The sequence below is a fragment of the Shewanella indica genome (assembly GCF_002836975.1).
Lineage (GTDB): Bacteria > Pseudomonadota > Gammaproteobacteria > Enterobacterales > Shewanellaceae > Shewanella > Shewanella indica.
Genome location: NZ_NIJK01000018.1, coordinates 1 through 18,788 on the forward strand (window position 1 = coordinate 1; position 18,788 = coordinate 18,788).

The following is an 18,788-nucleotide window of genomic DNA, read 5'->3' on the forward strand; positions in this document are numbered from 1 at the left end:
CAGTACAGTTGAGATAGCAGCAGTCAGAGTGGTTTTACCATGGTCAACGTGACCAATGGTGCCCACGTTAACGTGGGGCTTGGAACGTTCAAATTTAGCTTTAGACACGATATATTCCTTTCTTTTCAGAAGAGTCCGGCTTTGCCGGACACCATCAATCAAAATAACAGTTAATGCCGTTACCTAAATCAGGTACGAGCTTCGATAACTGCTTTAGCAACGTTTTGCGGCGCTTCAGAGTACTTCAAAAACTCCATGGAGTATGAAGCCCGGCCCTGAGTCGCTGAGCGCAAATCTGTTGCATAACCAAACATTTCAGCCAAAGGTACCACAGCTCGAATAATCTTGATACCGGCGACGCCGTCATCCATACCTTCGATAAGACCACGACGACGGTTCAGATCACCTACTACGTCACCCATGTAGTCTTCTGGGGTTGTCACTTCAACCTTCATGCAAGGCTCGAGCAACACAGGGTTAGCTTGCAGCGCCCCCTTCTTGAAGCCCATAGAACCTGCAACTTTGAACGCCATTTCGTTCGAGTCCACATCATGATATGAACCATCGAACAGAGTGACCTTCACGTCCAATACAGGGAAGCCGGCGACAACACCGTTCTTCATCTGTTCTTGGATCCCTTTGTCAACCGCAGGGATGTATTCCCTAGGAACGACACCACCAACGATTTCGTTGACAAACTCATAACCGGCACCCTCTTCACGAGGCTCCAGTTTCAGCCAGACATGACCGAATTGACCACGACCACCAGACTGACGCACAAACTTACCTTCCACTTCCACAGCACTGCGGATAGTTTCACGATAAGCCACCTGAGGTTTACCAACGTTACATTCAACGCTGAACTCACGGCGCATACGGTCGATGATAATGTCCAAGTGTAGCTCACCCATACCTGAAATCAGAGTCTGACCCGACTCCTCATCAGTCTCAACCCGGAAAGAAGGATCTTCCATTGCCAGCTTCTGCAGCGCAATGCCCATCTTTTCCTGGTCGGCTTTGGAACGAGGTTCCACAGCAATGGTAATGACCGGCTCGGGAAATTCCATCCGCTCCAGAATTACCTTATGGTCTGGGTCACACAGGGTGTCACCGGTTGTCACATCTTTCAGGCCGATAGCAGCAGCTATATCACCTGCGCGCACTTCTTTCAGTTCTTTACGGTCGTTGGCGTGCATCTGCACGATACGGCCGATACGCTCACGCTTCTCTTTTACAGAGTTGTAAACGGCTGAACCTGACTCCAGGACACCTGAGTAAACCCGGATAAAGGTCAAAGTACCCACAAATGGGTCTGTTGCGATTTTGAATGCCAACGCAGAGAAAGGTGCATTGTCATCAGAAACACGCTCAACTTCCTGTTCTCTGTCATCGATGCCCTTAATCGCAGGAACATCAACCGGAGCAGGAAGGTATTCAACAACAGCATCGAGAACTGCCTGTACGCCTTTATTTTTAAAGGCACTACCACAGGTAGCCAGCACAATTTCGTTGTTGATAGTACGTTGACGAAGCGCTTTTTTGATCTCTTCTTCTGTGAGCTCACCTTCTTCAAGGTATTTGTCCATCAGCTCATCAGAAGCCTCTGCGGCACTCTCTACCAGGTATTCGCGCATTTCGGTTGCCTTGGCAAGCAAATGCTCTGGGATCTCTTCGTGAGTGAAAGTCAGGCCCTGGTCTTCTTCATTCCAGTTGATGGCTTTCATCTTGATGAGATCGATAACCCCGCTAAAGTTTTCTTCTGCACCAATATTCAATTGAATAGGCACACAAGTTGCACCGAGACGGTTACGGATCTGTCCTACTACGCGATCAAAGTCGGCACCGGCACGGTCCATCTTATTGACGAACACCAGACGGGGGACATGATACTTGTCGGCCTGACGCCATACGGTCTCAGACTGAGGTTCCACACCAGAAGAACCACAAAAGACCACTACAGCACCGTCAAGTACGCGCAGAGAACGCTCTACCTCAATAGTAAAATCGACGTGACCTGGGGTATCGATGATATTGATACGATGCTCAGTAAACTGGGCATCCATACCGCGCCAGAACGTGGTAACAGCCGCTGAGGTAATAGTAATACCCCGCTCCTGCTCCTGAACCATCCAGTCAGTGGTAGACGCACCGTCATGGGTTTCACCCATCTTGTGGTTTACCCCTGTATAGAACAGGACTCGCTCTGTGGTAGTGGTTTTACCTGCGTCAACGTGAGCACAAATACCTATGTTGCGATAACGCTCAATTGGAGTTGTACGAGCCACGATTATACCCTCTTGACTAAGATAAAAATCTTAGCAATGTCAGAGAAAGCGCGGGCAAGCCCGCGCCCGATATTACCAACGGTAATGAGCAAACGCTTTGTTGGCTTCTGCCATACGATGCACGTCTTCGCGCTTCTTAACGGCAGTACCTTTGTTTTCGGAAGCGTCCAGCAGTTCACCTGCCAGGCGCAGAGCCATAGATTTTTCACCACGCTTACGAGCAGCTTCAACCAACCAGCGCATCGCCAGTGCGTTACGACGAACTGGACGAACTTCACATGGAACCTGGTAAGTAGAACCACCAACACGGCGAGACTTAACCTCTACCGCTGGGCGAACGTTTTCCAGGGCTGCTTCAAGGATAACCAGATGCTCTTCGCCTTTCTTATCGGCGACAACATCCAGTGCTTTGTAGATAATTTTTTCAGCAGTCGACTTTTTGCCGTCCTGCATAATGACGTTGATGAACTTAGCCAGCAACTCACTTTGAAACTTTGGATCAGGTAGGATTTTACGTTGTCCTACTACGCGACGTCTTGGCATAACTATTCTCCGTATGCTTCAGGTATTTCCAAAACTGGAATTTATATTTAGCTTGGCCTTACTTAACGGAAAACCATTAAGACTTAGGACGCTTAGCACCGTACTTAGAACGAGCTTGGCGACGTGAAGTCACACCAGCACAGTCCAGGGCGCCACGAACAGTGTGATAACGCACACCAGGTAAGTCTTTAACACGACCACCACGGATCAGGATTACACTGTGTTCCTGCAGGTTGTGGCCTTCACCGCCGATGTACGAAGATACTTCGAAACCGTTGGTCAGACGCACACGAGCTACTTTACGTAGTGCAGAGTTAGGTTTTTTTGGAGTAGTGGTGTACACACGAGTACAAACACCACGCTTTTGTGGGCACGCGTTCAACGCAGGCACGTTAGTCTTTTCGACTTTAGGTGCGCGAGGCTTACGTACCAACTGGTTTACAGTTGCCATGTATAGCTCCGAATCAGTTGATTTCAACTCAACAATAAGGTGTGAAAAATCTAATCCCACAATAGTGGGACGCGGAATTTTAGAAAGGTAAGGCTTGGCTGTCAAGAAATAGCCAACTTTTGCAGCGTATTCCAATGAAAAAGGCGCCTTTCGGCGCCTTTTGTAACATCTATGCTACTTATTCCTGACTGCCAGCCAGGTTCAACAGATCGGCCAGGTTCTGTTCGGCTTCGCTGGCGCTGATGCTAGGTGCTTCAGTCGCTACTTCACCGCGAGCCTGGTTACGGTTGTTGTGGTAAGCATAACCCGTACCAGCCGGGATCAGACGACCTACGATCACGTTCTCTTTCAGACCGCGCAGGTTATCACTCTTACCACCTACTGCCGCTTCGGTCAGTACGCGAGTGGTTTCCTGGAACGAGGCCGCAGAGATGAAGGACTCAGTCGCCAGAGAGGCTTTGGTGATACCCAGCAGTTCACGTTCGAACTTGGCCGGAATCTTGCCCTGCTCTTCCAGTTCGCGGTTAGCGATCTTGACGCGGGACACCTCAACCTGCTCCCCTTCGAGGAACTCAGAATCACCGGCTTCAGTGATCAGACACTTACGCAGCATCTGGCGAATGATCACCTCGATGTGCTTGTCGTTAATCTTCACACCCTGCAGACGATATACGTCCTGTACTTCATTCACAATGTAGTTGGCTACGTTGTGGATACCGCGCAGACGCAGAATATCGTGAGCAGACTCTGGACCATCGGCGATCACTTCACCGCGTTCGACTTTTTCACCTTCGAACACGTTCAGGTTACGCCACTTAGGGATCATCTCTTCGTATGGGTTACCGCCCTCGGCAGGAGTAATAACCAGACGACGCTTACCTTTGGTCTCTTTACCGAAGGAGATGGTACCGCTGATCTCAGCCAGAATCGCAGGCTCTTTCGGCTTACGGGCTTCGAACAGGTCAGCAACCCTTGGCAGACCACCGGTAATATCGCGTGTCTTGGACGATTCCTGAGGAATACGAGCCAGTGCATCACCGACGCTGATCTGAGCATTATCTTCCAGGTTTACGATCGCATTGCTGGGCAGGAAGTACTGCGCAGGTACGTCGGTACCAGGAATAGTCAGGTCATTACCGTTTTCATCCACCAAGCGGATCATTGGACGCATTTCTTTGCCGGCGCTTGGGCGCTGGGCCACATCCAATACCACGATGGAAGACAGACCGGTCAGCTCGTCGGTTTGACGCGAGATGGTGACACCGTCAATCATCTGCTCAAACTTCACATAACCCGCCACTTCAGTGATGATTGGGTGAGTATGTGGATCCCAGTTAGCGATGGTCTGGCCAGCGTTAACTTCAGCGCCTTCCAGCGTTTCGAGCACAGTACCGTAAGGCACTTTGTAGCGCTCTTTCTCACGGCCCAGTTCATCGATAATCGCCAGCTCAGACGAGCGCGATACGATAACCAACTTGCCATCGCTGTTCTTAACGAACTTGGCGTTATGCAGCTTCAGGTTACCGGCGTTCTTCACCTGAACGTTGTTTTCTGCAGAAGCCCTGGATGCCGCACCACCGATGTGGAAGGTACGCATCGTCAGCTGTGTACCAGGCTCACCGATTGACTGAGCAGCAACAACACCGATTGCTTCACCTTGGTTGATCAGGTGACCACGGGCCAGGTCGCGACCATAACACTTGGCACAAACACCGAAGTCGGTATCACAGGAGATCACAGAGCGAACTTTAACTTCGTCAACGCTGTACTCTTCCAGCTTGTCACACCATGCCTCATCCAGCAAAGTGTTACGTGGCGCCAGGACTTCGTCGGAACCAGGATAGTAAACATCCTCGGCAACAACACGACCCAGTACGCGCTCACGCAGTGGCTCAACCACGTCACCACCTTCAATCAGCGGTTTCATGATCAGACCTTCGTGAGTACCACAGTCATCTTCGATAACGACCAGATCCTGGGCAACATCCACCAGACGACGAGTCAGGTAACCTGAGTTTGCTGTCTTAAGTGCGGTATCCGCCAGACCCTTACGAGCACCGTGGGTTGAAATAAAGTACTGCAGTACGTTCAGACCTTCACGGAAGTTCGCCACGATGGGCGTTTCGATGATAGAGCCGTCTGGCTTGGCCATCAGACCACGCATACCCGCCAACTGACGGATCTGAGCGGCACTACCACGAGCGCCTGAGTCGGCCATCATGTAGATGCTGTTGAAGGAAGCCTGTTTCTCTTCTTCACCGTCGCGGTTGATAACCACTTCGGAAGACAGGTTTTCCATCATCGCCTTGGAGACTTTCTCGTTGGCGCTGGCCCAGATATCGATAACCTTGTTGTAACGCTCACCGGCAGTAACCAGACCAGACTGGAACTGTTCCTGGATTTCCAGAACTTCGGCTTCTGCGTCGGCAACCAGCTTGTACTTGGCTTCCGGGATTTCCATATCGTTGATACCGACAGAGGCACCAGAGATAGTGGCGTATTGGAAACCTGTGTACATCAGTTGGTCAGCAAAGATAACAGTATCTTTCAGACCCAGCTGACGGTAGCAGGTGTTCAGCAAACGGGAGATCTGCTTCTTGCCCATGTTCTGGTTAACCAGATCAAAAGACATACCGGCTGGCAGGATCAGTGACAACAGAGCACGACCTACTGTGGTGTCGACAATGCGGCGCTGCTGGGTGCGCTCACCGTTCTCATCGATATGAGTTTCGGTGATACGAACTTTAACCCGGGCGTGCAGCTCGGCGGCACCAGTGCGATAGGCTTTCTCGGCTTCGGCAACAGACTCAAAGGCCATACCTTCACCGCGGCCATTTACGCGTTCACGGCTCATGTAGTACAGACCCAGTACCACGTCCTGAGAAGGAGTGATAACCGGCTCACCGTTGGCAGGTGACAAAATGTTGTTGGTTGACATCATCAACGCACGGGCTTCCAGCTGGGCTTCCAGCGTCAGAGGCACGTGTACCGCCATTTGGTCACCGTCGAAGTCGGCGTTATAGGCCGCACACACCAGTGGGTGCAGTTGAATCGCTTTACCTTCGATCAGTACAGGTTCGAACGCCTGGATACCCAAACGGTGCAGTGTTGGTGCACGGTTCAGCATCACAGGGTGTTCGCGGATCACTTCATCCAGTACGTCCCAAACCTCGGCAACTTCACGCTCAACCATCTTCTTGGCGGCTTTGATGGTAGTGGCCAGGCCACGACCTTCCAGCTTGCCGTAGATGAATGGTTTGAACAGTTCCAGCGCCATTTTCTTCGGCAGACCACACTGGTGCAGACGCAGAGTTGGGCCCACGGTAATTACCGAACGGCCTGAGTAGTCAACACGCTTACCCAGCAGGTTCTGACGGAAACGACCTTGCTTACCCTTGATCATATCGGCCAAGGACTTCAGAGGACGCTTGTTGGAACCGGTAATGGCACGACCGCGACGACCGTTATCCAGCAGGGCATCAACAGATTCCTGCAGCATACGCTTTTCGTTGCGAACTATGATATCCGGAGCGGCCAGATCCAGCAGACGCTTCAAACGGTTGTTACGGTTGATCACGCGGCGATACAGATCGTTCAGATCTGAAGTCGCGAAACGACCGCCGTCCAATGGAACCAGAGGACGCAGATCAGGTGGCAGAACCGGCAGCACCTTGAGGATCATCCACTCTGGCTTGTTGCCTGAATGGTAGAAGGCCTCAACCAGCTTCAAACGCTTGGTGACTTTCTTGCGACGGGTCTCAGAGTTAATAGATGGCAGCTCTTCGCGCATCTGCTCAACTTCTTTCTCCAGATCGATAGCGCGCAGCAGTTCCAGAACCGCTTCGGCACCCATCTTGGCTTCAAACTCGTCACCATACTCTTCCAGCGCATCCAGGTAGGTTTCTTCGGTCAGCATTTGACCGCGCTCCAGGCTGGTCATGCCTGGCTCGATAACCACATAAGATTCGAAGTAGAGTACCCGCTCAATATCACGCAGAGTCATGTCCAGCATCAGACCGATACGGGATGGCAGTGACTTGAGGAACCAGATGTGGGCAACTGGGCTGGCCAGTTCGATGTGGCCCATACGCTCACGACGTACTTTGGTCTGGGTCACTTCAACGCCACACTTCTCACAGATCACACCGCGGTGCTTGAGACGCTTGTACTTACCGCACAGACACTCGTAGTCTTTGACCGGGCCAAAGATACGGGCACAGAACAGGCCTTCACGCTCAGGCTTGAATGTACGGTAGTTGATGGTTTCAGGCTTCTTAACTTCACCAAATGACCAAGAACGGATCAGATCAGGCGACGCCAGGCCGATCTTGATGCCTTCAAATTCTTCAGTCTTGCTTTGCTGTTTCAGAAACTTTAATAAGTCTTTCACGTTTCTCTCCTGAAGGAGTTAAACCCGGTGCCCCGCTCTCGCGGAGCACCAATTCGTTGCCAAACGCAGGCTTTAAACCGCGTCTTACTCTTGATCCAACTCGATGTTGATACCGAGAGAACGGATCTCCTTCAGCAATACGTTGAAGGACTCTGGCATTCCAGGCTGCATCTGATGGTTACCGTCAACGATGTTCTTGTACATCTGAGTACGACCGTTAACGTCATCCGATTTCACTGTGAGCATTTCCTGCAGAGTATACGCAGCACCGTATGCCTCCAGGGCCCACACTTCCATCTCACCGAAACGCTGACCACCGAACTGAGCTTTACCGCCCAGAGGCTGCTGAGTAACCAAGCTGTACGAACCGGTAGAACGGGCGTGCATCTTGTCATCAACCAAGTGGTTCAGTTTGAGCATGTACATGTAACCTACGGTCACAGGACGCTCGAACTGGTTACCGGTACGACCATCAAACAGATTCAGCTGACCAGAAGTCGGCAGACCTGCAAGCTCAAGCATCTGCTTGATCTCTTTCTCTTTGGCACCGTCGAAGGCTGGGGTTGCCGTTGGCAGACCATCCTTCAGGTGTTTGGCCAGACGCAGAACTTCATCATCGGTAAATGAATCGATATCCACGCGCTGCTTCACTTCATCGCCCAGTTCATAGACCTGTTTGATGTAGCCACGCAGTTCGGCCAGCTCACGCTGTTCTTCCAGCATGGCATTGATGCGATTACCAATACCTTTAGCCGCAGCACCCAAGTGAACTTCCAGTACCTGACCTATGTTCATCCGCGAAGGTACACCCAGAGGGTTCAGTACGATGTCGACAGGGTTACCCTGCTCGTCGTATGGCATATCTTCGATAGGACAGATCTTGGAGATCACACCCTTGTTACCGTGACGACCCGCCATCTTGTCACCAGGCTGGATGGTACGCTTAACCGCCAGGTAAACCTTAACGATCTTCAGTACGCCTGGAGCCAGATCATCACCTTGGGTGATCTTGCGACGCTTGATTTCGAACTTCTTGTCAAAGTCGGCTTTCAGCTCTTCGTGCTGTTCAGCCAGCTGTTCCAATTCGGTTTGCTTGGCTTCATCGTCGATAACCTGAACCAATACGTCTTTGCGTGGCAGTTCAGCCAGTTTGGCTTCACTGAAACCAGCGCTCAGCAGCAAGTTACGGGCACGGCTCAGAACACCTTCTTCAAGGATCTTGAACTCTTCTGTCAAGTCCTTACGGGCTTGAGCAATGTGCATCTCTTCGATTTCGATGGCGCGCTTGTCTTTTTCAACACCATCACGGGTGAAGACTTGCACATCGATAACGGTACCCTTCACTGAGTTAGGTACACGCAGAGAGCTGTCTTTAACGTCAGACGCTTTCTCACCGAAAATAGCCCGCAGCAGTTTCTCTTCCGGAGTCAGCTGAGTTTCACCCTTAGGCGTTACCTTACCAACCAGAATGTCACCGCCTTTAACTTCGGCGCCGATGTAAACGATACCGGATTCATCCAGCTTGCTCAGTGCAGACTCACCTACGTTAGGGATATCGGCAGTGATCTCTTCGCTACCCAGCTTGGTGTCACGAGCGATACAGGACAGTTCCTGAATGTGGATAGTCGTGAAACGGTCTTCCTGCGCTACGCGCTCGGAAATAAGGATGGAATCCTCAAAGTTGTAACCGTTCCATGGCATGAACGCCACGCGCATGTTCTGACCCAGAGCCAGGTCGCCCAAGTCGGTTGACGGACCATCGGCCAGCACGTCACCACGCACCACAGGCTCACCTACGCTACAGCATGGACGCTGGTTGATGCAGGTGTTCTGGTTGGAGCGGGTGTACTTGGTCAGGTTGTAGATATCGATACCGGCTTCGCCTGGGCGCAGCTCATCTTCGTTAACCTTAACCACGATGCGGCTGGCATCAACATAGTCGATCACACCGCCACGCTTGGCAGCCACAACCACGCCTGAGTCAACAGCCAGTGTACGTTCAATACCTGTACCCACCAGAGGCTTCTCTGACTTGAGTGTTGGTACTGCCTGACGTTGCATGTTTGCACCCATCAATGCACGGTTAGCGTCGTCGTGCTCAAGGAATGGGATCAAAGATGCCGCCACAGAGATGATCTGCTGTGGAGATACGTCCATATACTGGATATCGGAAGCGCGCATAAAGGTGGATTCACCCTTGTGGCGACAGGCAACCTGCTCTTCCACAATGCGACCTTCGTTGTCGAGCTCGATGTTGGCCTGTGCAATCACATAGCGGCCTTCTTCGATGGCTGACAGATATTCCACTTCATCAGTAACCACACTGTCGATCACCTTGCGGTAAGGTGTTTCCAGGAAGCCGTATGAGTTGGTACGGGCAAAGGTAGACAGTGAGTTGATCAGACCAATGTTTGGACCTTCAGGGGTCTCAATTGGACACAGACGACCATAGTGAGTTGGGTGCACGTCTCGAACTTCGAAGCCGGCACGCTCACGGGTCAGACCGCCAGGACCAAGAGCCGAAATACGGCGCTTGTGAGTCACTTCTGACAGTGGGTTGTTCTGATCCATAAACTGCGACAGCTGAGAAGAACCGAAGAACTCTTTCACTGCTGCAGAGATTGGCTTGGCGTTGATCAGATCCTGAGGCATCAGCTCGTTCAGATCGCCCAGAGACAGACGTTCACGTACTGCGCGCTCAACACGTACCAGACCGACACGGAACTGGTTCTCGGCCATTTCGCCAACGCTACGGATACGACGGTTACCCAGGTGGTCGATATCATCGACTTCATCAAAACCGTTACGGATTTCGATGATCTTCTTCATTACGGCAACTATGTCTTCTTTGGTCAGTACACCGGTACCTTCGTTCTCGTCGATTTCAAGACGACGGTTGAACTTCATCCGGCCCACTTTAGACAGATCATAGCGCTCTTCGCTGAAGAACAGATTCTGGAACAGAGCTTCGGCGGCATCCTTGGTTGGTGGCTCGCCAGGACGCATCATGCGATAGATTTCAACCAGCGCTTCCAAACGGTTGGTGGTTGAGTCAATACGCAGGGTGTCAGAGATGTAAGCACCGTGATCCAGCTCGTTGATGTACAGGGTGCTGACCTCTTTGATACCGGCCAGTGACAGATTGGCCAGGTCTTCCAGGCTGATCTCGTTGTTGGCGGTAACCAGTACTTCACCTGTGTCAGGATCGATATAGTCCTGAGCCGCCACTTTACCAACAATATACTCAACCGGTACTTCCAGTTCAGTGGTGTTGGTTTTTTCCAGTTGGCGGATATGACGGGCAGTGATACGACGGCCCTTCTCTACCAGCACAGTGCCTTCAGAGTCCTTGATGTCATAACTGGCAGTTTCACCACGCAGACGCTCAGGAACCAGTGTCATGACCAGAGAATCTTTCTTGATCTTGAAGTCAATACGCTCGAAGAAGATGTCGAGGATATCCTGAGTAGAATATTCCAGGGCACGCAGAATGATGCTGGCAGGCAGCTTACGGCGACGGTCAATACGTACAAACAACGCATCTTTAGGGTCGAACTCGAAGTCGAGCCATGAACCGCGGTAAGGAATAATACGCGCGTTATACAGCACTTTACCTGAGGAGTGTGTCTTACCACGGTCGTGGTCGAAGAACACACCTGGGCTACGGTGCAACTGAGATACGATAACACGCTCAGTACCATTGATGACAAAGGTACCGTTTTCAGTCATCAGAGGGATATCCCCCATGTAGACTTCTTGTTCTTTTATATCTTTTACAGTGCCGGCGGCAGCTTCACGATCATACAGCACCATGCGCAGCTTAACGCGCAGTGGAGCGGAGTATGTCACACCGCGGATTTGACACTCTTTCACATCAAAAACAGGCTCGCCCAGCTTATAGCTGACGTACTGCAGTTCTGAATTACCAGAAAAGCTCTTGATGGGAAAAACGCTACGGAAGGCGGCCTCTAGGCCACGCTCACCGGTAGGATCTTGATCGGTGAACTTCTTAAAAGAGTCTAACTGAATAGACAACAAGTAAGGGATGTCCAATACCTGTGGACGCTTACCGAAGTCTTTGCGAATACGCTTCTTTTCAGAATAGGAGTAAACCATGGGTTTCCTCTGCTTGCGAGATGTGACCAAGACTGAATCAACACAGTTAATCCAGCACGTTTGCCCATCACCGTTGATGGCAAGAACCTAACCAATAATCACTGCTAGGGACTGCAAAATCTGGCGACAAACGGTGAAAAAAATCGCCAACGCTTACAGCGCAAAAAAGGCCGACGGTCAAAAAACCGCCAGCCTCCACCCAATTGGCTTGGGTGATTGTAAGTCAGTATGACTTACTTGATCTCTACTTGAGCACCAGCTTCTTCAAGATCTTTCTTCAGAGCTTCAGCTTCTTCTTTAGAGACGCCTTCTTTAACAGCTACTGGAGCAGATTCAGCCATAGCTTTGGCTTCTTTCAGACCCAGACCTGTGGCACCACGTACAGCCTTGATCACAGCAACTTTGTTGTCACCGTGAGAAGTCATAACTACGTCGAACTCGGTTTTCTCTTCAGCAGCAGCAGCTTCACCAGCGCCGCCAGCAACTACTGCAGCAGCAGCAGATACGCCGAACTTCTCTTCCATAGCTTCGATCAGTTCAACAACTTCCATTACAGACATAGCTGCAAAGGCTTCAAGGATTTGGTCTTTAGTGATAGACATAACAAATGTTTCCTATTGTTCTGAATTCAATTCTGTTAAGCAGCCAGCTTGAGATTAAGCGGCTTCTTGTTTTTGATCGCGCAGAGCGGCCAGAGTACGAACGAACTTGCCAGCAGATGCTTCTTTCATAGTCATCATCAGCTGTGCCAGTGCTTCTTCGTAAGTTGGCAGTTTTGCCAAACGATCAATGTCAGCTGCAGGGATGAATTCCCCTTCAAAAGCTGCACCTTTAACTTCGAAAGCGGCTTGCTCTTTAGCAAAGTCTTTTAACAGACGAGCTGCAGCACCTGGGTGCTCGTTAGAGAAAGCAATCAAAGTTGGGCCAGAGAACACCTCTGTCAGACACTCAAAAGCAGTGCCTTCTACTGCGCGGCGAGCCAGAGTGTTACGTACTACACGTACATACACACCGTTTGCGCGAGCAGTCTTACGCAGAACTGTCATAGCACCTACAGTTACACCGCGTGAATCGGCGACAACTGCAGAAAGCGCACCTTTGGCAGCTTCGTTGACTTCAGCAACAATCGCTTTTTTGTCTTCGAGTCTTAATGCCATTGGCTTTACTCCTGGATTCTACCTGGGGGTTCCCCCAGTGTTTACCATACTGAATACAAACGTACTCAGTTACTTACGGTGCAGATAATCCAGCAGAAATAAATCTATCTGGGGCCTGACACCGTCTACGCAGGAAATTAAGTATTCCAGACGGTCAACACCTGCGGTCTTGGACGGAAACCCATCAGAGTGAAAACACCCGTCATAGGTTCCAACCCACAAAAGTGCGCGCATTATAGGCTAACACGCGCATTTTGTAAAATTAGCTAGCAGCGTCCAGAGTGTTCTGGTCGACAGCTACACCTGCACCCATAGTGGTGGAGATGCTTACCTTCTTCACATACTGACCTTTGGCTGCAGCAGGCTTAGCCTTTCTCAGTGCAGACAGCAGTGCTTCCAGGTTTTCTTTCAGTTGAACAGTTTCGAAGTCCACTTTACCGATAGTAGTGTGGATGATGCCGTTCTTGTCGTTACGGTAACGAACCTGACCTGCCTTGGCGTTCTTAACAGCTTCGGCAACGTTAGGAGTTACAGTACCGGTTTTAGGGTTAGGCATCAGGCCGCGTGGGCCCAGGATTTGACCCAGCATACCAACAACGCGCATTGCATCAGGAGATGCGATAACTACGTCGAAGTTCATTTCGCCGGCTTTCACCTGCTCAGCCAGATCTTCCATACCTACCAGTTCAGCACCAGCTTCTTTCGCAGCTTCGGCATTGGCACCTTGAGTGAATACAGCAACACGTACTTCACGACCGGTACCGTGTGGCAGCACAGTGGCACCACGAACGTTTTGGTCTGATTTACGAGGATCAACACCCAGGTTAACGGCAACGTCTACGCTCTCAACGAACTTGGCAGTAGCCAGTTCTTTCAGCAGAGCTACAGCTTCGTTGATGTCGTATGCTTTGGTTACGTCCACTTTCTCGCGGATGGTGCGCATGCGCTTAGTCAGCTTTGCCATTATATTAGTCCTCTACTACCAAACCCATGGAACGCGCAGTACCTTCGATTGAGCGAATCATCGCTTCAATGTCAGCACCAGTCATATCGGTTGCCTTGGTTTCAGCAATTTCCTGAACCTGGCTACGCTTGATAGTACCCACTTTCTGAGTGTTAGGACGGGCAGAACCTGACTTCAGGCCAGCGGCTTTCTTCAGCAAGAAGGCTGCAGGTGGAGTCTTGGTTTCGAAAGTGAATGAGCGATCATTGTAAACAGTGATCACTACTGGAATTGGCATACCTTTTTCGAACTTTTCAGTACGAGCGTTGAATGCTTTACAGAATTCCATGATGTTCACACCTTTCTGACCCAGAGCTGGACCAACTGGTGGAGACGGGTTTGCAGCACCGGCTGCTACTTGCAGCTTGATGTAAGCTTCAATTTTCTTTGCCATCTGACATTTCCTCAGTTTGGGTTCAAACGCTCAGGCAACATGCCTTGAGCTCCCCGAAAACAACGGGTGCGGATTATATAGAAATCCGCACCCGTTGCCAAACGGATTTTGTATTTTATTTAATCAGGATTTTTCAACCTGATTAAAGTCCAACTCAACCGGAGTTGAGCGGCCGAAGATCATCACAGACACCTTAACGCGGTTCTTGTCATAATCCACTTCCTCAACAGTACCGTTGAAGTCGGCAAATGGACCATCGGTAACCCGAACCACTTCGCCGGGTTCGAACATAACGCGATGAGTCGGAGAATCAGTCGTCTCCTGCAAGCGACGCAGGATAGCCTCGGCTTCCTTATCAGAAATAGGTGCTGGGCGATCAGATGTGCCACCAATAAAGCCCATCACTCGAGGAATACTCTTCACCAAGTGCCAGCTTTGATCGTTCATTTCCATCTGTACCAGCACATAACCGGGGAAAAACTTACGCTCACTCTTGCGGCGTTGGCCGGCACGCATTTCCACGACTTCTTCGGTAGGAACCAGTACTTCGCCGAAGAACTCTTCCATACCATGCATCTTGATGTGTTCAAGCAAAGACTTACATACACGGCCTTCATAACCGGAAAAAGCCTGAACCACATACCATCTTTTCTTAGCTTCTTTAGCTTCAGTCATTCTAGTGCCTATACGCCAGTAATAAAGTTGACAATGCGCAGCAATACCGCATCCAATCCCCAAAGGATCAAGGCCAGGATACCTGTCGCAGCCAGTACGATAAAGGTGGTATTCAACGCCTCTTGGCGAGTAGGCCATACAACTTTGCGCACTTCGATTTGTGACTCACGGGCAAAGGCCAAGGCTTGCTTACCCTTAATCGTTTGCAGGGCTATAAAACCTGCAATCGCAAATACGACAACCACACCCGCTGCGCGGATTGGCAGAGTGAAGATTTCACTGTCGTTGTACATCTGGTTGCCAACAATCGCTGCAGCCACCAGTAGTATAGCTACTACCCACTTTACGATATCCAGAGAGTTGCCCTGGTTTTCAGTATTTGTTGTCATCGGTTAATTCCGTTACTCATTACGACCTGAGCCTAGGGACAGCTGAGTAAGTTTAAGGCTTAATTCAGCGCCAGCCCGCTTTCGAACTCGCCCCTGACGAGAATTCTCCGGCTCAGGGCACAAAAATCGGCCATAGATTGTATTCTTAATCAACTTTGTTATCAAGGATACACAGGGCGAAACCAAGAGAAAGACGGACTCTTTGTGTCAGTTAACCAAAAAGCACAGTTAAGCGCCTTGATGCCAAGAACCAAATCCAGGACCAATACTTTTCCCAAAAAGGCTCGAAAATCAATTCGTCCGCTCGGAAACAATAACCTACCGAGTTTTCTATCTGTTTGAGAGTGTGACATCAAGCATGCGCCTGGTTTCCTGTTCGCCTCAATAGCCCACCTTTAAATGGACCACTTTAAGAGCCGGTTTGAGTGTCCAGCGGACACCTGAATAGCCAAATCGGTCACTTTTTAAGAAAAGAGGACACTAGTGCGGACACTTACTGCAAGGCGAGCGCAAGAATAACAAATATAAACAATGAGTTATTGCTTTGGCATGTTTTCTGCTTTATCTAGCTGAGTAGCGAAACAGTCGTCGACTGGCGTTGTGAAACTCGCCGACCGCGGTTCTTTGTCACTATCTTGCTGATGGGCCATCGCTGATGCGCCATCACCCCCTCCTTGGGGACCCTCTTCCCGACCGCAGGAAGCGCCCGCTGTATTGGCCCGGCCATTGGCGCTCCTGCTCCTTTTTCTTTTTTAAGGTCACTCACCCCGGCATAGCTGCGGACTTGGCAATCAAACTCAGTTTGGCGCGCTTGCTCAGCTTTTTTACCGCCATCTCCCGCCGCAGGGCATCACCGTGGCCACCAATCTCTTCACGATAAACGAGTTGCAAAGGCCCGCGACCACGCAGATATTTGGCGGCTTTGGGGCCGCCACTCTGATGCTCCTGCAGGCGCCGGGGCACATCCTTGGTGATCCCTGTGTACAGCTCGCCCCCGGCGCAGCGCAGGATATACAGCTGCCAGTTATCACCACTCATTCCAGTCCCAACAGGCCGAGGAAGAAGGCATATTCCAGCGCGGTATCTTCAAATTGCCGGAAACGTCCGCTCTTGCCGCCATGGCCGGCCTCCATATCCGTCTGTAACAGCAGCAGATTGTCGTCCGTCTTGTAATCCCTGAGTTTGGCCACCCACTTGGCTGGCTCAAAATACTGCACCTGAGAATCGTGCAGCCCTGTGGTCACCAACAGATGCGGGTAGGCCTGATGGCGAATGTTGTCATAAGGCGAGTAGCTCAGCATGTAGTCAAAGTAGGGCTTGTCATTGGGGTTGCCCCACTCATCATATTCATTGGTCGTCAGTGGAATCGACTCATCGAGCATGGTGGTGACTATATCCACAAAGGGCACATGGGCGGCCACCGCCAGGTAAAGACCCGGAGCCTGATTGACCACGGCGCCCATCAATAAACCACCGGCACTGCCCCCGGCGGCAACCACTTTGCCGGGTGCGGCATAACCCAGATCCAAAAGTGCCCGGGTAGTGTCTTCAAAGTCATTGAAACTGTTTCGTTTATTAAACAGCCTGCCATCATCATACCAAGGCCTGCCGAGCATCTCTCCGCCCCGGACATGGGCAATGGCATAAACCACGCCGCGATCCAGCAGGCTTAGAACTGAGGCATCGAAATCCGGCTCTATGATATGGCCGTAGGCACCATAACCGTATTGATACAGTGGGTTACTACCGTCTTTACGGAACTTGTCCTTGCGATACACCAGAGTCACGGGCACCTGGGCACCATCACGGGCCGGGATCAGCAAGCGCTCGGCCTGATAGTTGCCGGGCTCGAAATCCCCCAATACCTTTTCCTGTTTGAGCAGTTTACGCTCACCCGGCTTATCCAGTTGATAACTGTAAATACTCTCGGGGGTAGTCGGGCTCGAGTAATATAACCTCAGTTCGCGACTGTGCTGGCTGGGATTGATATCCAGACCAACCACATAGGCCGGGTCATCAAAGGCCAATTCATAGCCGCGGCTGAGATCGGTATGGGGATAGACCTTGATATGGCTCAGCCCCTGGCTGCGGCTCTGTACTATCAGATAATCGTCCAGCAATAACAGATCTTCGAGGCGCACCTCGGGATCATGGGCCAGTACCTGCTGCCACTTGCGCTTGTCGCCGGCATCGGCAGCCGTGGTTTTCATCAGCCTGAAATTGGTCGCCTGCCAGTTGCTGAGGATGAAGAATTCATCTCCACGCTTGGCGATGCTGTATTCGTGGCCCTCTTCCCGCGGCAGAAACGCCCGGAATTCGCCGAGCGGGGCGTTGGCATCGAGCAGGGAAACTTCACTGGTCGTGGTGCTCTCGTGGTGCAATACAATCAGGGATTCATCCAGACTCTTGCCGAGGGAGATATAGAAGGTATCGTCCTGCTCTTCATAAACCAGCAGATCCTCGCTCTGGGGGCTTCCCAGCTTGTGCCGGAAAACCTGGTATCCCAGCAGAGTCTGTGGGTCTTTAGCGATATAGAACACATAACGGTTGTCATTGCTCCAGACCACCCGGCCATCGACGCCCGTCAGCTTGTCGGCAAGCAGTTCCCCGGTGGCAAGATCTTTAAAATAAACGCTGTAAATACGACGGCTGAGGGTATCCTCGGCAAAGGCCAGTATCTGCTCATCCGGGCTGACAGACACTCCGCCCAGGGCGTAAAACTCCTGCCCCTCGGCGCGCCGGTTAACATCTAGCAGCAACTGCTCTTCACCATTGAGCTCACGGCTTCTGGCGATCACCGGATACTCCAGCCCGGCCTCGAAACGGCGGTAATACCAATGGTTATGCCAGCGATATGGCACACTGCTCTCATCCTGCTCCAGCCTGGAGATCAGCTCTTTAAACAGTTTCTGTTTCAGCGGCTCCCAAGGCTTAAGACGTGCGGCGGTATAGGCGTTTTCCCGTTCCAGATAATCGATAACGTCCGGGGCCTGACGCTCATCGTCACGCAGCCAATAATAGTCGTCTGTCCTGGTCACACCGTGAAGGCTCATGGTGTGGGGACGTTTTTCGGCAACCGGTGCCACCAGCTTATTTTCTGAATTCATTCCACTGCATCCGCACAGCCACAAGGCTGTGCCTAAAACCAACATCAGGGATCCTGCTCGACTCATCACTCTTCCTTAGCCTGAGAAGCGTTAATATCAACGGCCTACTCCCTCGACTACAGGCCGTCTGCATATAGTGACGCCGACCGGCGCCAACGGCAAGCCCTGGCGCCCGAGTCCGGATCTCTAAGGCTCCCCTTCACCCGCAGAAAATGTGACCCTATCCGCTTGTCATTTGTATGTAACAGGCGCATGCTGGTGCCGCCTGCCACATACAA

Annotated in this window: 14 protein-coding genes; all 14 read right to left on the reverse strand. The window is 51.3% G+C overall.

Translation table 11 applies throughout. From position 1 onward, the window contains the following. The coding region (locus tag CX650_RS03810; protein ID WP_157822971.1) for a GTP-binding protein at positions 1 to 108 on the reverse strand (108 nt) is incomplete at its 3' end. 80 nt (positions 109 to 188) lie between these two features. After that, complete coding sequence (gene fusA / locus CX650_RS03815) at positions 189 to 2,285, reverse strand: elongation factor G (RefSeq protein ID WP_039034637.1); 2,097 nt, start codon at positions 2,283 to 2,285, stop codon at positions 189 to 191. 72 nt (positions 2,286 to 2,357) lie between these two features. Beyond that, positions 2,358 to 2,828 carry a 30S ribosomal protein S7 gene (gene rpsG / locus CX650_RS03820; RefSeq protein ID WP_025012041.1) on the reverse strand — a complete coding sequence of 157 codons (471 nt, stop codon included), beginning with the start codon at positions 2,826 to 2,828 and terminating at the stop codon, positions 2,358 to 2,360. A gap of 76 nt (positions 2,829 to 2,904) precedes the next feature. Beyond that, positions 2,905 to 3,279 (reverse strand): 30S ribosomal protein S12, encoded by a 375-nt coding sequence (gene rpsL / locus CX650_RS03825; protein WP_039034652.1) that lies wholly within the window; start codon positions 3,277 to 3,279, stop codon positions 2,905 to 2,907. Positions 3,280 to 3,457: 178 nt separating this feature from the next. After that, complete coding sequence (rpoC, locus tag CX650_RS03830) at positions 3,458 to 7,669, reverse strand: DNA-directed RNA polymerase subunit beta' (protein ID WP_039034636.1); 4,212 nt, start codon at positions 7,667 to 7,669, stop codon at positions 3,458 to 3,460. An 84-nt stretch (positions 7,670 to 7,753) separates the two neighbouring features. Further along, positions 7,754 to 11,785 carry a DNA-directed RNA polymerase subunit beta gene (gene rpoB / locus CX650_RS03835; protein ID WP_071476345.1) on the reverse strand — a complete coding sequence of 1,344 codons (4,032 nt, stop codon included), beginning with the start codon at positions 11,783 to 11,785 and terminating at the stop codon, positions 7,754 to 7,756. A gap of 233 nt (positions 11,786 to 12,018) precedes the next feature. Next, on the reverse strand, positions 12,019 to 12,387 hold the full coding sequence (rplL, locus tag CX650_RS03840; protein ID WP_039034634.1) for a 50S ribosomal protein L7/L12: 369 nt from the start codon (positions 12,385 to 12,387) through the stop codon (positions 12,019 to 12,021). A 54-nt stretch (positions 12,388 to 12,441) separates the two neighbouring features. Further along, positions 12,442 to 12,942, reverse strand: coding sequence for a 50S ribosomal protein L10 (gene rplJ, locus CX650_RS03845; protein ID WP_039034633.1), 501 nt, complete (start codon positions 12,940 to 12,942; stop codon positions 12,442 to 12,444). Positions 12,943 to 13,204: 262 nt separating this feature from the next. Then, positions 13,205 to 13,906 (reverse strand): 50S ribosomal protein L1, encoded by a 702-nt coding sequence (gene rplA / locus CX650_RS03850; protein WP_039034632.1) that lies wholly within the window; start codon positions 13,904 to 13,906, stop codon positions 13,205 to 13,207. Between the two features lie 4 nt (positions 13,907 to 13,910). After that, on the reverse strand, positions 13,911 to 14,339 hold the full coding sequence (rplK, locus tag CX650_RS03855) for a 50S ribosomal protein L11 (protein WP_101095066.1): 429 nt from the start codon (positions 14,337 to 14,339) through the stop codon (positions 13,911 to 13,913). A gap of 123 nt (positions 14,340 to 14,462) precedes the next feature. Then, positions 14,463 to 15,014, reverse strand: coding sequence for a transcription termination/antitermination protein NusG (nusG, locus tag CX650_RS03860; RefSeq protein WP_025012047.1), 552 nt, complete (start codon positions 15,012 to 15,014; stop codon positions 14,463 to 14,465). Between the two features lie 8 nt (positions 15,015 to 15,022). Continuing rightward, entirely contained in the window at positions 15,023 to 15,403 is a 381-nt protein-coding gene (secE, locus tag CX650_RS03865) for a preprotein translocase subunit SecE (protein WP_039034630.1), read from the reverse strand. A 762-nt stretch (positions 15,404 to 16,165) separates the two neighbouring features. Further along, positions 16,166 to 16,441, reverse strand: a complete 276-nt coding sequence (locus CX650_RS03870; RefSeq protein WP_101095067.1) for a GIY-YIG nuclease family protein — start codon at positions 16,439 to 16,441, stop codon at positions 16,166 to 16,168. Beyond that, on the reverse strand, positions 16,438 to 18,576 hold the full coding sequence (locus CX650_RS03875) for a S9 family peptidase (RefSeq protein ID WP_373297539.1): 2,139 nt from the start codon (positions 18,574 to 18,576) through the stop codon (positions 16,438 to 16,440). The genes CX650_RS03870 and CX650_RS03875 overlap by 4 nt, the downstream gene beginning before the upstream one ends. Positions 18,577 to 18,788: the final 212 nt, after the last annotated feature.